The organism is uncultured Alteromonas sp. (genome assembly GCF_963976965.1).
GTDB lineage: Bacteria > Pseudomonadota > Gammaproteobacteria > Enterobacterales > Alteromonadaceae > Alteromonas > Alteromonas naphthalenivorans.
Genome location: NZ_CAXBMP010000016.1, coordinates 78,363 through 92,860, shown reverse-complemented (window position 1 = coordinate 92,860; position 14,498 = coordinate 78,363). Strand labels below are relative to the sequence as shown.

At 40.3% G+C, this 14,498-nt stretch carries 12 protein-coding genes and 1 tRNA gene; 5 read left to right on the top strand and 8 right to left on the bottom strand.

Translation table 11 applies throughout. The features are described 5' to 3' along the window. Positions 1-15: 15 nt before the first annotated feature. A complete protein-coding gene (hmgA, locus tag AAC006_RS13335; RefSeq protein ID WP_339891631.1) occupies positions 16-1,317 on the bottom strand; it encodes a homogentisate 1,2-dioxygenase in 1,302 nt (433 codons plus the stop codon). A gap of 259 nt (positions 1,318-1,576) precedes the next feature. On the opposite strand from hmgA, the gene AAC006_RS13330 reads away from it, so the two are divergent. Continuing rightward, the gene (locus AAC006_RS13330) at positions 1,577-2,659 is read left to right on the top strand and encodes a hypothetical protein (protein WP_013784653.1); all 1,083 of its coding nucleotides are present in this window, start codon (positions 1,577-1,579) and stop codon (positions 2,657-2,659) included. A gap of 143 nt (positions 2,660-2,802) precedes the next feature. Then, positions 2,803-2,879, top strand: a tRNA-Val gene (locus tag AAC006_RS13325). A 250-nt stretch (positions 2,880-3,129) separates the two neighbouring features. Here the strand turns inward: AAC006_RS13325 and AAC006_RS13320 are convergent. The 3 genes from AAC006_RS13320 to AAC006_RS13310 form a co-directional block, all read right to left on the bottom strand. Then, positions 3,130-3,951, bottom strand: a complete 822-nt coding sequence (locus AAC006_RS13320) for a hypothetical protein (protein ID WP_013784637.1) — start codon at positions 3,949-3,951, stop codon at positions 3,130-3,132. Positions 3,952-4,472: 521 nt separating this feature from the next. Further along, entirely contained in the window at positions 4,473-4,595 is a 123-nt protein-coding gene (locus tag AAC006_RS13315; RefSeq protein WP_013784636.1) for a hypothetical protein, read from the bottom strand. Further along, on the bottom strand, positions 4,595-4,987 hold the full coding sequence (locus tag AAC006_RS13310) for a hypothetical protein (RefSeq protein WP_013784635.1): 393 nt from the start codon (positions 4,985-4,987) through the stop codon (positions 4,595-4,597). Before AAC006_RS13310 ends, AAC006_RS13315 begins: the two co-directional genes overlap by 1 nt. A gap of 323 nt (positions 4,988-5,310) precedes the next feature. Here AAC006_RS13310 and AAC006_RS13305 point away from each other — a divergent pair, with 323 nt between their 5' ends. After that, positions 5,311-6,141: a hypothetical protein gene (locus AAC006_RS13305; RefSeq protein WP_126873870.1), complete on the top strand. Its 831-nt coding sequence runs from the start codon at positions 5,311-5,313 to the stop codon at positions 6,139-6,141. Between the two features lie 74 nt (positions 6,142-6,215). After that, positions 6,216-6,428: a hypothetical protein gene (locus tag AAC006_RS13300; RefSeq protein ID WP_126873869.1), complete on the top strand. Its 213-nt coding sequence runs from the start codon at positions 6,216-6,218 to the stop codon at positions 6,426-6,428. A 1,037-nt stretch (positions 6,429-7,465) separates the two neighbouring features. Here the strand turns inward: AAC006_RS13300 and AAC006_RS13295 are convergent. The 4 genes from AAC006_RS13295 to AAC006_RS13280 form a co-directional block, all read right to left on the bottom strand. Continuing rightward, positions 7,466-8,203 (bottom strand): hypothetical protein, encoded by a 738-nt coding sequence (locus AAC006_RS13295; RefSeq protein WP_126873868.1) that lies wholly within the window; start codon positions 8,201-8,203, stop codon positions 7,466-7,468. A gap of 7 nt (positions 8,204-8,210) precedes the next feature. Beyond that, positions 8,211-8,972 carry a hypothetical protein gene (locus AAC006_RS13290; RefSeq protein ID WP_013784631.1) on the bottom strand — a complete coding sequence of 254 codons (762 nt, stop codon included), beginning with the start codon at positions 8,970-8,972 and terminating at the stop codon, positions 8,211-8,213. Between the two features lie 27 nt (positions 8,973-8,999). After that, positions 9,000-10,253, bottom strand: coding sequence for a hypothetical protein (locus AAC006_RS13285; protein ID WP_013784630.1), 1,254 nt, complete (start codon positions 10,251-10,253; stop codon positions 9,000-9,002). Positions 10,254-10,718: 465 nt separating this feature from the next. Next, the gene (locus AAC006_RS13280; RefSeq protein ID WP_339891629.1) at positions 10,719-12,569 is read right to left on the bottom strand and encodes a tetratricopeptide repeat-containing diguanylate cyclase; all 1,851 of its coding nucleotides are present in this window, start codon (positions 12,567-12,569) and stop codon (positions 10,719-10,721) included. Positions 12,570-13,036: 467 nt separating this feature from the next. Between AAC006_RS13280 and AAC006_RS13275 the strand changes: the two genes are divergently transcribed. After that, positions 13,037-14,392, top strand: a complete 1,356-nt coding sequence (locus AAC006_RS13275) for a diguanylate cyclase (protein ID WP_260563651.1) — start codon at positions 13,037-13,039, stop codon at positions 14,390-14,392. Positions 14,393-14,498: the final 106 nt, after the last annotated feature.

The following is a 14,498-nucleotide window of genomic DNA, read 5'->3' as shown; positions in this document are numbered from 1 at the left end:
ATTTTTATATAGTACTTATATCTTACCGTCGAAATGCTTCGTTATTCCTTTCCAACAATCGATATAGTCTGTTTGGCGCAGTGGAGTACTAAGTGCAAACTCAGTTGGGGCAATAGGAAAGCGAGATTCAAACATAAACGCCAGTGTATTTTCGTATTTCTGTGGGGCTAATTCTGTATTCGAGGCAGCTTCAAATACAGAAGCTTCGGGGCCATGAGGGGTAAAGCAATTATGTAAACTCATACCACCAGGCGCAAAGCCTTTTTCTTTAGAATCATAACTCCCCTCAATTAAACCCATAAATTCACTCATCACATTTCTATGAAAATAAGGCGGGCGGAAGGTATTCTCAGCCACCATCCAGCGTGGGGGGAAAATGACAAAATCTACATTGGCAGTGCCTTCAAGTTCCGAAGGCGAGGTTAGCACCGTAAATATGGAAGGGTCGGGGTGGTCAAAACTGACGGTATTAATTACGTTAAAATTTTTAAGATCATATTTGTAAGGCGCTGAATTACCTACCCACGCCACGACATCAAAAGGCGAATGTGGAAGCGGGGCTTGGTATAAATGGCCACAAAATTTGTTAATGATGACATGGGGCGTGTCTACATCCTCAAACCATGCAGTGGGGTACAAAAAGTCTCTTTGATTGGCAAACCCGTTTGCGCCTGCGGGGCCTCGCTCAGATAAAACAAATGACTGCCCATAGTTTTCACAAATATACCCTCGAATTGCGCCATCAATAGGAGTAACGCTAAAGCGAACCCCACGAGGGATCACCATAATTTCACCTGCAGATAGATGTAATTTGCCAAACTCAGTTTTTACTTCCATGTTTCCATGTTGTGGAACGAACAGCATCTCACCGTCGGATGAGTAAAATACCTTATTCCCCATAGACGAATTCGCACTATAGCAGTGAATGCCGATGCCGATTTGCTGATTAGCGTCGCCGTTCGTGGCTATGGTCACTAAACCTTCAACAAAATCTATGCTGCTACGCTTATCAGGAAGGGGGAGAGGATCCCAACGCATTACATTTGGCGGGCACGGCGATTGCGTTTGAGGGCCAGTTTGAAGCTGTGTGTTTTTATAAGGTGAAAAATCACCCATAGCAACAGAAGGCCGAATTCGATAAGTCCAACTGCGTCTATTTTTAGTCCGAGGCGCGGTAAATGCACTGGTGCTGACTTGCTCAGCGTAAAGTTTATAATTAACTTTCTGCGGGCTAAATTGCCCTTTGGGTAGTGCATTAGGCAAGGCTTCAGTTTCATGCTCATTATTAAAACCCGACAAATAAGTTAGTTGACTCACAATACCCACCTTTCAAATACTGCTGATGCTAAACGCTTCTATTTACGTAGCGTAAATATTAATAAAAAGTAAATCAATTGCGTGGCTAGAATAGGGCCCTTATAAAAAATTGATGTGTGATGATTTGTTTACGCGGGTGGAAACTTCAACATCAAATGCACTGCTTATAGTTGTGGTTTCATAAAGGTGATGGACGGCCCATTGATTTTACGGCTTTTACTGATAAATTAGGCGCATACATGATAAGTAGAGTCAATACGTGGCACCGCTAGAAATTTATGCCGGCAATGGGGCAATGAATACCATTAAGCAGCAAGGCTTTCACCCTGAAATATTTAGTTATTTTCTCGGCGCTTCAGGCGGTCCAAAATGGTTTTCACTTGCAGGTTTAGACAGAGTACTGTTCCCTGAGTGGTTTAGTAATGTAGAACATCAAATACATGTTATAGGGTCTTCTGCGGGGGCATTTAGGGCTATTTGTGCAGTACAAAACGACCCGCTTGCAGCCATAAATCGGCTAGCCACGTCTTATTCAACCACTACTTACAGCGATAAGCCTACTCCTGCGGAAATAACCCGCAAGGCGGAAGCGTTAGTAAAAGAAATGGTGGATAGCGAAGGAAAAAAAGAGGTGTTGGCCAACGAGCGATTCAAAGCACACATCTTTGTGGCCAAATGTTTAGGGGCTACCCGGCGCGAGCATAAGTTTTCGCAGTTATCGGGCCTTGCGATGAGTGCTGCCGCTAACGCGGTCACGCGAAAGAACTTAGGTAGGTATTACACACGCTGTATTTTTTCGTCGCCAAATACAGAATTTTCAATTAAAGACCCGTACCAATTGCCCACCGAACATTACGAATTAAATAACGAAAATATCCACAATGCACTGCTTGCCTCCGGTGCTATTCCCGTTGTGCTAGAAGGAATAAGAGATATTGCGGGGGCTCCGCAAGCTATGTATCGCGATGGCGGTATAGTTGATTATCATTTTGACCTAGAATTTGGCCCTGACAAAGGTTTAGTGTTATATCCACACTTTTACCCTAAGCCCATTCCGGGTTGGTTCGACAAGGGCTTAAAACGCCGCGTGGCACATAAAAATAGTTACGACAATGTGGTCATGCTAGTGCCATCTGCCAAGTTCGTTGCAAGCCTGCCATACGGTAAAATTCCAGATCGAAAAGACTTCGAGCAACTCGATGCCACTACCCGTATTAAGTACTGGCAAACGGTATTGCAGGAAACCGATAGGTTAGGGGAGTACTTTATGAAAATAGCGAGTGATGGCAGTATTGTTGATAAAATCAAGCCGTTGCCATTTATGCAGCGTGAGAACGTTTAATTCGGTGTGAAATTGCTCACTTTTTCAATAAATGGTGGCAAATCAATCAAACACACACCTTAAACACAAAATAAGCTTGCAGGACGCACTGCGCATCGCTATGATACGCGCCGTCCTTCAGGCAGTTCTGCCGAAGTATATTTGCGACTATAGCTCAGTTGGTTAGAGCGCTACCTTGACATGGTAGAGGTCCCCTGTTCGAATCAGGGTAGTCGCACCATCTATTTTTCCCCTAAGAATTTTTTCTAGCGTCATTTTAAAAATATTTAAGATTCCTAACTCATTGACAGTATTGAACTAATCGGTTTTACGCAGTTTTTTCAGGATTTGTGTTTATTTTCGTTTTTTCCTTTAAAAACAGATAAATACTGTCAGAATGGTCACGAGTGGTCACAATTCGTGACCACTCGTGACCAAATCTAGATTTCACTCCTTTGTTATTTGCCGTTAAAAACCATGGCGTTTTTCTCTTATGGCATTTTGTATTTAACAAAGTCACTTAAGAACATTTCACTATTCTGCTTCACACAACCACGAATTAAATAATGCAATGCCGATTTTTCGTGAGGTTTTAGGAGAGCGGTATCGCGAAATAATGTGCTGCTTGTAGATATGCCGTATCCATTTGCCGAGCACTTAACACTGAATAACGTCACGCCATCAATCGATGCAAATGCAATATATTCATTATCCCCAGTATTTCTGAAAAACAGATGAAGGCGCACTTGATTATCTAAAAGTATGAAGTGGCCATTTGAATAAAATAAGTTATCTTTTAACCCCAAGTTTGGATGAGCGCACAAAAGTAAAATGGATTCGGCGGAAATAGCCATTTCCGATTCAAAAGCATATTTCTTCACTTTTACAAGCTTTAAGCTCCCGCTTTTTAATGTTGAGCGATGCATGCCTTTTTCGGCAGAAGCTTCTTTTAAGCTGGTAAATGTGCGCCCTTCTGAATCTGTGACAATTAAAGCATTGCTATGACGGGTAGGGGAGAGACCCGGCAGGTTAAGCCACTCTCTAATACGTCTTCGCCTCAAAGATAGACGTTTTCCCACGCTACTCGCTTTTATTCCCTCTTGAGCAGCAAATTGTTCGATACGGTTTTGATAGTTCATCGTTGGCAGTTTTCGCTCAACAATTTCAAGTGCTTCATAAATGTTCCATCCGCAGCGAACGCGTTCAAGCACTTTGTCGCTATTTAATCCGAAGGCTCTGGCTGCTGCGGACAAGCTATCGTAGAGTTGGCCTTGTACTTCAACTTGCTTACTATTAGATTCATAAGATGTCATGGAATTACTCCTTTCAGTTAAATTCCATAACAGTGTGTTAAGTTTTACGTAAATTTTAAAAAAAATGTGGCAATGCAAACATAAAGCTTGAGCTTAAGTGTAAAAATTGAGGAATTAATTGCTTTCTGCGCGCGTCAATGATGGTCGGTCCGGGATAAACGAACAAATGGATATAAAACGGTTGTAGTGGGCAACTGTGCAGAATCTCGCAGATAAATGCAGAATAATGAACAAAGGTATTAGAGTATCTGAGTTAACGTAATTAATGGACGCTCAGTGAAAGCGGCGAGACTGTCACTTTAAAAGATAGCAATTGCTCTACTGCTGATTAGGAGAAGTGCTTCTATTTTTCATAATCTTACTATTAATGTACCGGCCGCTATGAGTGAGAGGTGGGCTAGCATTTTACAAGAGGTAATGGGCCGCTAAAGACCTTGAGTTTAATCAATGCGCGCAACGTGGGTGCTGTTCACCCGCTGCGTAACCAAGGAAGGCATGCACTGTGGTACCCCGGTATGGCTTCATAGTCGGCGTAACGACACCGCTTCTTGCCCCGTCCATTCGTGTTCGGGCAATTGCCAGCTGGTAAGCAAGTTATTTACGTCGGTATCTAAATTAATCGGGTTATCTTGGCGGTATTTCATCAGTACTGTCGCAAATGCGGGTTTTGAAATACTGCCTGCTTGGAATACTGTTTTTCATCAACAACCCGCTCGGTAGTTACGTCTTTAACGCCGCTTTCCATGGTCCAAGCCAGTTGCCAATTTCGCATGAAAGCTACCGACACGCTAGGCGCTTTGTAGTTCGCCAGTCGTTGTTCTAAAGACCAATAATCAACTTTTTGGCTTTCAATGCGAATGCGCTCACTTAACCCTGTTTTTAAAAAGTTGGCTTTTTGTGATTCTTTGACTGGCGAGGGTGAAGCTGTTTGCGTTTCGGGTTTTGCACAACCCACTAATGAAACTAGGCAGATGGAAAATGCAATAGCGGTAGGTGTTTTGGCTGGTTTTGTGTTAGGTATTCTATAACGCAGCACATTTCAGAGGGGTACTTTTTTTTCTATCTATATTAGTTATGTGTTTGATAACGGTGGTTATAGATGGCATTTTACGTTATAAATCCAAATGCATTCGTGGTGTGTATAAATCCAAGAGAAAGGACTTTCGTTTGACATATTTGAGGAAAAGAGTAGTTTTTTGTATACTACGTATTGTAAAATGCAACTTTAAGGAGATTTCAGATGCGTGCAACAACAGAAAGTGGTCCAAAAGTTTACTAATACTATCGCTTGTTTTTAGTTCGACAAACGCTCTTGCTCAAACCCAGAGCGAACCCATTGCCGAGCCTAAGCAAGATGTCGTGGCAACAGCGCCTAACAATAACTCTGTTGCCACGAACAAACCCACTCAGTCAGTAGAAAATCTACCCATACCGCCCAAAAAGTCAGTAAGCACAACCCCAGTTAACATTGTTAATAAACCCGGTACTCTCTTTAATGTAGATCCAGACGACGCACTTGTAATAATGCGTATGCTTGTCACGATTGCCGCCCTCATTTTCAGTACAATGTTAATCCCTTTCATACGCTACGTGCATAACTTGCGAAGCGTAAAGCTTAGTTATCTTGAATTTTTTAAAGCTGACATTGATAGCGTCATGCAGCGTTATCACCATGTATTAACACAAGATGAATTGGCTTTAAAATATCCCGATTGTCATATGAACAAGCCATGGTTAAAAACCCTAAAAGATGGTGGTTATAAAAACGAAATACCCCATGAAATCGTTCTTATAGACGATCTTTTAAAACGGGCTCTCAACGAGGTCAGCAATGATGTCGCTTACTTTCCAGTCATAACTTATACTTCGATGCCCTCAACTAACACTAGCCATGATAATCCTCTCTGGAAATTAAAGCGTGAGCATACCAAAGTCATTTCGGAGTACCTTAACTCCGAAGTTGAGGTGCAGGAAACAACGCGTATGCTTTATTCTTCACCTATCTTTGACTGGATTAACAGTAATGATCAAGAGCAACGAATGCGTTGGATCCGAGGGGCTGAGTCTTTGTTAGATGAAATAGCCAAGCATTATATAAGAGTAAGACGCCTAAACGATTTGTTGAATAAGCTATTAAAGCCAAAATTTTTTTTATGGATAAAATGGTTGCGATTCTACCCTAGCGTGTAATAGGCAGTTAACCTGCCACGCGACCAGCTGAGCATTATTACAATTTTAACGATTGATAAAAAAGGGGCTAACTGATGGAAAATGATAAACAACCACTGTTTCAACTATTGGAAATAAAATTTCTTCTAATAATAACAGCTGTCGTTGCTGTTTTTCTTTATTTCCTTCAGTATTTTGGTCAAAGTAAAACGGAAAATTTATTGTTTGTGATCCCAGTTGTACTTTTGTGGCTACCACATATTTTTGGTAAAAAATTAGAAGCGTTTTTCCCGAAAGCATTTCAATGAAGATCGCTCTGATAGAGTCATCGCGTTCATCGAATCTGGCGAGCCAACAGGACTTAACTTCGAAACGTTAATGAATTATATCAGTAATCTGACTATTAACGGCCTACTAATATCAAGCTCTGTTTATGTTTTAGAGAATTGGGGTTGGTGCGGTTACTTTATAGGGGGGATTATATTCCTAGTAGCATTGATATTTATGCTTTTTACGATTTTAAACTTTGCGCATAACATAGCAGTTAGATCAGAGTCTAAACAAGTCTCCGAGAGCAAAGTGCCTGAGAACAGAAAAATGAATCAATCAGGCTTAGCCATATTTTCCATATTGTCTTTTCCTTTAATCGTTATAATTTCAATAGTAGTTCCCGCTGTTTTGGGAATAATTTCGGAATAGGTACACATGAATATTCATTCAATAGAAAATTGTAAATGCGGTTCAAAGCCTCTAATGCCTAGCAAAGTCAAAGGGCTCACCAATGGGTTTTTAATTCGTTGTGCTAAAACGTCTTGTACAGAGGGTAGGGAAAACAAATTGCATTGACAGATGGAATGAAATGGCTTCGGCCTAAGAGTGAGTTCTTAAGCAGCCACGTTGGTGTGGCTGTGCAGGGCTACTTATTACATTGTCATTGCACTATGGAAAGTGTCAGATAGATTTTCTTTTATTTCTTCCGTTACCTTCTCACATAAACCGCTATAGTGGTTCACCATTATCACTCTTGTTATGTCAGTGAATAAGAAAAATCAACGCCATGAGCTGTATCTTGCAAAGCCTTTCAAAAACAGCCCTGAGGGCATTTTTGAAGTGGATTGGCTAAATGCTAGAATGAGAAAGAGATTTATCTTACTGCTGGAGCGTTGGTTGGCCTTGCTATGAATTGGAATTACAGTGTGTCGATAATTTTCATGTAAATCTGCTGCTCACTAGGGTGAAAAATGAATAGCTCCAAGGTCCGGTTTACGCTCACAGCAGCCGCTCAAACAAGAAAAAATGCAAGCCAGCTATTGGCACTTTACAGCAGCACCAGTGAGTAGTTTAGTTAATCCTTTTTGTTACTTATATAACTAAGTCCTTCTATAGCTTGTTTACGCTTGATACCACTGTTATTTTCACTGGTCAACCACTTGTTAAAGTGTCCGTTCAGTCCTGAAGGATGAGAGACGTGAACCCATAAAAAACCATCAGCTTGTATACTGACGTCATTAATCTGCTTGAACGTATCGCTGAATAGCCGCTTTAATACGGTTCGGATTGATTTTAAGTACGCGTCGCTGTTACCGAGTAATATTACTGCTCTAATACTTTTGGGTAGGTCTCGCAAATACCTATCAGTACAATTTTCGATGATCTGTGGTATTTCTTGAAAAGCTCTGTTGATTACAGGGCCAATGCACGAATAGCCACAATTCAATCCGTTTTTGATTTCAGCTTTGGATACGCTACAGCGAATCAACGAGCCAAACGCAATATTCGAATGAGGATCTTCAATTTTGCTGTCGACACAACAGTCATGCTCTAATACATCAACTACGTGCAGTGCTTTCGTTAACCGGTTTCTCATTTTCGCAAAAGCAACATCCTCGAACCGCTCCTGTTCAAATAGGTTTGCTTGCGTAAATCCTTTAGAAAAGCCCAGAACAAGATATTCCGGGTTAGATGAACCCCAAGCACCAGGGTTGTTAACCATGCGCCAGTGCAATGCGGGTTCAAATACTTTTTCCTTTATACCTTGGTAACAGACTCTACATTCTATTTTTCCGTGTTCGGGTAACATCATTCTGTCCTTAGTCTAGGTTAAAGAAATTGGTATTTGACAATATTTCATCTAGAGATAACTCGTTTCTGGCTTTGAAGGCATCTATTAATTCCCCCGCTTCGTTGATGCACACGAAATCATTTTCGCTTTGATTGAGTAACACATAAGCTTGCTGGAAATCCTGCTCTTGTTTAAAAGAAAACATTTCTTTAGAGAGAACGGTGTTAAACACATAAACATCAAGCTTTGCATGATATGTAGCGACCACAACATGCTTTCCGCTAACGAAAAAGAGTTTGGCTGTCTGTCTATCGGACGTTCGGTGATGCTTGTCAAGCCACAGAACCATGCTCATCAACATGTTTTTAATGTTTTGTGTTTGTAGGGGCGAAGCACGTTGATGCACCCGTTGTAAAAAGTGTTCATGTACATAGCACTTTGATGAGTAGTGGTGGTAAGGCTGCCTTCTAACTCTTATGTTTCGTGTGATTACTCTTTCGCAAATTATGCAGTGCAATATTCCTAGCTCGCCAAAGTCAGCGTGGTCAGGGTTAATTGCAAGATTCAGTGAGTCGAAGTGCCAGCTACTGTTTTGCTTATCTATTCTATGAAATAGCAATAGGTCACCATACATATCAAAGATATTCTGTACGTAAGCGGTCATACTTTTTCTGGAAAAGGGTTTATTTTGGCCAACTCTTTTTTCGGCTTCAGCGTTGTATTTGTCGAGAACATCATTTGCTACTCTGAACGTGCCTTTGACTTGTGCCTTAGCTATTGATGAATGCATTGAAAAATCCTTATGTAACAATGTTTTTTACAGAAGTTGGCTAATTAGGCGTTCTGCATGATCAAATGATTTTACTTTTACTTTCGCAATAGCCGCGGTATGAAACTCTTTATAAGTATGAAGACCGCTATGCCTCCCAACACCATCTTCAGAAGATTCGTACCAAGTTATTTCAAAGTCGCTTGAATTGAGTCGCTTTGCCATATTGTGAGTCACCCAAATACTCGGTGTTTTCGTTCGTTCGATGGCGATCGACAGGCTGCCTTTTTTTAATGCAAAAAGTTTCTTATTTTTGCTCCTGTCATCAGGGTGAGTAGAAAAATCATATTCTACTTTTAGGTAGTCGCCGAGATTATCAGCGGTGAAAGAAATATTCGGTTTTTGAAATACGTTTGGTTTGGCAGTGGCTTCAAGGGTATCACGATCCCCTGACTGTTCTGAGGGACGTAAGTAGTTTTCCAATGAAGAGCTATTAGCCAATGCCGAATTCATTTCATGCGCTACGTTCTCCACTGCCACAATAAGAGACGGCAAATCAAGATTCAATTTCCCCAAAAAACTTCCAATTTTGCGAGCAATGTCACCGTAGAGGGAAAATAAAGCGATAAACTTAATATTGCTATCAGAGTCAGCATTAACACCTGTTTTCGAATAAACCGTTTCCAAGGTATCAACGAGGTTATACTTGATAGCGCGTTGCTCTATCGCATAAATGAGCGCACTGCAGGTTCTTACGCTAGATAAATCCAATGGGGCGTCAAGAGACACACTATCGTACTGCTTAAAAGGTTTGAAACGCTCCTGTGACTCTAAGTATTGACGTAGTTCATGATTATTCATTGCTGCCAGCGATTTAAGAGAAACCATGTTTTTGAGCGTGCTGACCTTAACACCCAAAACAGCAGCCACGGCTTCGTGGGTGATTTCGCAGTAGTTCGCGACGTATTCGTCCTCAACAATGTAGAGCGATGAATATAGCCCTAAGCAACTAACCGCCGTAGTGAGAGTAGGGTACTCTTCCTCGATGTTCATGTTGTTAGCGACAGTTGGCAACATAGTTTCCATCGTTTCGACGAACGCCACTAAATCGAATTCATTAAACCCTAGAAAGTTATCCATAGTTCCAAAGTTCGCTAGTTCAAACGCTATATCCGTAAATCTGTAAAATCGTGTTTCATTGAATTTGGCATTCATTTCTAATCCAAGTATGGACGTGATCTTTTCGCAGAAAGCTTCTAAAAACTGCTCTCTTTCTATTTGAAATTTATTTCTATCCAACATAATTAACTCTCCCAAAAAGTCATATTGAAAACTGCAATTACAAAATAGCATCATTTTGTATTTTATTGCAAGCTTAAATGATGAAGGTGAGTCATTCGTGTGTTCGTTGTATTTAGTTTGGGAAGTGTAATGATTTTTTAGAGTAATAATTTTTCGGAATGGAAGGGGAAGTGGAGAGTAGGCTAGCATCCAATACTGATACGAAGGTTTCAGCGCTAGATTATTATCAATTTTTTTCTATGCGGAACGTTTGCGATTTCCCCTAGAGAAAAACTACTAAGGGAAATGCATCTTTGGGGGTAGAGAAGGTTAAAAAGAGAGGTAACTGTCAGATCAAGTCTGAGCTAGTACAAATTATGTTGTGAACAAATTATGTGATAGAACGGTGTTTGTACCATCTGATTCATGTCTTGACATGGTAGAGGTCCCCTGTTCGAATCAGGGTAGTCGCACCACTTCTTATATTCAATTTATTACCACCTGATTTCTACCATTTTCTTTTGCCTGATATAGCGCATCATCTGCACGCTTTATTGACGTATCTAATGTTCTGTTGGATTTATTCCCAAGCGATACCCCTACGCTAAATGTCATGCTTAAATCTCCTTTAAGGGCATCAATGTTGTTGCAGTACTTTTGATAAGTTGCAGCTAGCTTTTCAAACATCAGTCGAACCACTTTTTCGTCCGACGAATGTAAAATGAATAACCATTCCTCGCCGCCGTAACGGCCAAAATCATCATGTTTAGACAGTGTCTCTTTTGCAGCATTGGCAAAAGCAATCAGCACTAAATCACCCACATCGTGTCCATACTCGTCGTTAATTCTTTTAAAGTAATCTAAATCAACGATGGCGATGGTTATGTTTTGTTGGGCAAGTTTAGAGTTGGCAGTAGCCAATATTCCCCGACGATTAAGACAGTTTGCTAGGTGATCAGTGGATGCCATACGATGATATTTTTTTCGTTGGCGTGATTGTCTGTAAACTAAAAGCGAGGCGACAAGAACTAAAATAAAAGCGATGGTAGCACTTAAGCGCCATATAATTTTTTGCTGATATTCCTCTTTAGCTTGAAGGTTACTAATATCTTTTTCGTATTCTAACTTACGGATTGTGTCTTCTTTTTCTTTTACTTCAAACTTTACTTGTAAGGCTTTAATGTTACTTTCGCTCGTGGCCTCGAAGTGTTTTTTAGTATAAAAAAGCTTTTTTTCTATGGCATCAAATGCTTCATCAGTACGATTAAGTTTTCGCTTTAATTCGTATCTTTCACCAAAAAATTCCGCTTTATAAATACTACGGCTAAATTTATCTATGATGAGAAAAACGTCATCATTAATTTTATTAGCTTTCTCTAATGCATCTTGTTTTATATATACATTGCTTAGCAAAATCATCGAAGCAAGTTGCATATCATTAATGCCCGCTGACATAGCAAGCTCGATATTTTCTTTAGCTAATATCTGCGCGCTATCGTAATTGGCCTGAAGATATTGAATATTTGCAATTGAGTATTGGGCAAAAGCGAGCCCCTTGTTCATATTAACGTCTTTAAAATAGGCTAATGCTTTGTTTAAATAGACTAATGCGCTTTGTGGGTCGCCAGTCTCAAGAAGTATATTACCCAAGCTCCAATACGCTTTTGCCGTAAAAAGCCCATCATTTGTTTTCTCGAATGTCTCTACGGCCTTTTTCGCGTAACTTACCGCTTTGTCCTCATCTTCCTCTAAGTACCCATAGGCATCGGCTATCTTTCTGTAAAAATAGCCTTGCGAAGGAATGTCATCGCTTTTTATCGCTAATTCAAGACCTTCTAACGCGGCACTCAGCGTTTTTCTCAACGCATCATCAGCCGTATAGTAATAAGCCAACGCGCGAAAAATAATAATTTTTTCATTTACTGAGTGTTGCGAAATTTGCGCTTCTAGCTTTTTAGAAAGATTTTTTGCTGGGGTGGAATCATCTAATCTGGTAAGAGCTTTTAGTTTTGTCTCTAAGAACAGTAGATAAATATCTTTTCGCTTTATTAATTCTTTGTGATTTAAATAGTGTGATAAATGAGCCGTTAAATCAGCATATTTTTCCTGTCTAAAGAGGAGTTCAGAATAGAGCGCTGCTGCTTCTAAGTGAAGCTCCTCCCAGCCTTGTTCCTGACTTACTTTAAAGGCACTTTCTAATTTTTCTTTGTTACGAAGGTAATCAAGTTTGTTTTGCCTAATGTCATTAATAACGCTGCGTGTACTTTCAAAGTCGAGAACGCCTAAAAATGGGTTTGAAGCGCTTTCGGATGCACGACTAGTTTGAGTCACAGACATTTGAGTCAAGCATAAGAAAAGTAAGATCGCCCAAGCGTTACGCCAACGCCCGTTAAATAACCCTTTATTCTGCAATTTCTTATTGATAATTATCACTTGTAAACCAGTAGATATTTATTGCACCTAGCACTGTAGCATTAGCCGAAAAATTAATGGCTTATGCTTAGAACGTAATACTTACTCAATTGTTATAAATTGAACATATATTGTTTGCATCATGGTTGTAAAATTACATACCTAGTTTGCTTTGTGAACGCTACAAATAGCAGGGTTATCTCTACTCATCAGTCATAGCATCTAATTCTCTGTATCAAGGTTGCCAACCTTACCTTTGTCAAAAAAGCTTCAATTATTACGTTAATAAAGTGTAATGCATCATAATCCAACGCAATCTGAAAATGTTGCTACACTTAAATTTTACATTTAATTTCTAGCGTAGTGGGTAGTGAATGGATAATGCGGGGCTAATGAGAGAAAAGGATATTTTTGAAAAAACATTTGAACAATGTGGCGTAGGATTAGCGCATGTTAGCCCGCATGGTGACCTTATCCGTGTGAACAGTAAGCTAAGTGGTTTTTTAGGATATGAGAGCGCGACACTTGTTAAAATGTCGTTTCAAAGCATTACCGAAGCTTCACACGTTCAAGAGGATTTATACCTTCTTCACCAAGTGCTTCGCGGCGAAATAGACACTTACAGCATAGAAAAAAAATACATTCATGCTAAAGGTCATCACGTTTGGGCAAAATTAACAGTTTCTTTGGTTCGTGATGAAAACGGTGAGCCTGATTATTTTATCTCGGTCGTCGAAGATATCGATGATAAGAAACGCATCGAATCAGAGCTATATAAAGCAGAAGCACTGTTCAGTAAAATAGTGGCCGCGTTTTCTGCGCATTCTTTTGTTTGGGTAGCGAACCCAGAATTAACCCGAATTCATTACATTAACGAAGGTTATCGTAATATTTACGGGCGTGATGAATATGAATTGCATGCTAAGCCCGATGCGTTTTTATCTTATGTGCATGAAGACGATCGTTTGTTTGTAGAAAAGGTATATAAAGCGAAACCGCTAGAAAGTTGGGACTTACAATATCGCATCAAAAATAGTAGCGGAGAAATAAAGTATATTCACGATAGGGGCATGCCCCTGTTTGACGAGAACGGGCAACAGATATTGGTGGTAGGCACCGCTGACGATGTTTCTCATGAAAAAGAGCAACAGCAAGCATTGTTAGAAGCAATTTCTAAACTTGAGTACCTCTCTAAAACAGATCCACTCACTGGCATTTCAAATAGACGAGAAGTGTTCATTCAGCTAGATAGAGAAATACAACGAATGAACCGCGGTCAGAAACCGTCAACGCTTGTATTTATCGACCTAAACGACTTCAAAAGTATCAATGACACCTTTGGCCATAAAGCCGGAGATAGAGCATTGGTGGGTTTTTCAGACATTATGAAAAATACCCTGCGAGAAACCGACCGTTTTGCTCGCTTAGGCGGCGATGAATTTGTTGTGCTTTTATTTGGTTCAGATGACGCCGATGCCGAGGTGTTTTTCGAACGCTTAGCAGAAACCTCATTCGATATTGAATTTGGCCGTGAGTTTGACAGTGAATTAGCAGATTCCGACGCTAACCAAGACAGTCGCGTGAATAGTGGAAGTGATGGTATCACTACCACCGGAACCTCTCTGTCATTTAGCTTGGGCTGGCACACGTGGGATGCAAATATTGTGACGGCACAAAACTGGGTAGATGCCGCTGATGAAGCCATGTATAAACAAAAACGCCAGCACAAAAGGCATGCTGACGTTTAAAGATAGGTTGAAACATTGGCTTATTCTAAACTAATCCAATTACGCTAAACCTCTTAACTTAGAAGCAGTGAAGGTATACGATAACATGAATGGCAATGCTACATTG

Excerpts from the sequence above, each read along its gene's own strand:
- AAC006_RS13275 (WP_260563651.1), top strand. The coding sequence starts at position 13,037 with ATGAGAGAAAAGGATATTTTTGAAAAAACATTTGAACAATGTGGCGTA.
- AAC006_RS13295 (WP_126873868.1), bottom strand. The coding sequence starts at position 8,203 with ATGATGTTACCCGAACACGGAAAAATAGAATGTAGAGTCTGTTACCAA.
- AAC006_RS13285 (WP_013784630.1), bottom strand. The coding sequence starts at position 10,253 with ATGTTGGATAGAAATAAATTTCAAATAGAAAGAGAGCAGTTTTTAGAA.
- AAC006_RS13315 (WP_013784636.1), bottom strand. The coding sequence starts at position 4,595 with ATGAAATACCGCCAAGATAACCCGATTAATTTAGATACCGACGTAAAT.
- AAC006_RS13280 (WP_339891629.1), bottom strand. The coding sequence starts at position 12,569 with ATGTCTGTGACTCAAACTAGTCGTGCATCCGAAAGCGCTTCAAACCCA.
- AAC006_RS13320 (WP_013784637.1), bottom strand. The coding sequence starts at position 3,951 with ATGACATCTTATGAATCTAATAGTAAGCAAGTTGAAGTACAAGGCCAA.
- AAC006_RS13290 (WP_013784631.1), bottom strand. The coding sequence starts at position 8,972 with ATGCATTCATCAATAGCTAAGGCACAAGTCAAAGGCACGTTCAGAGTA.
- AAC006_RS13300 (WP_126873869.1), top strand. The coding sequence starts at position 6,216 with ATGGAAAATGATAAACAACCACTGTTTCAACTATTGGAAATAAAATTT.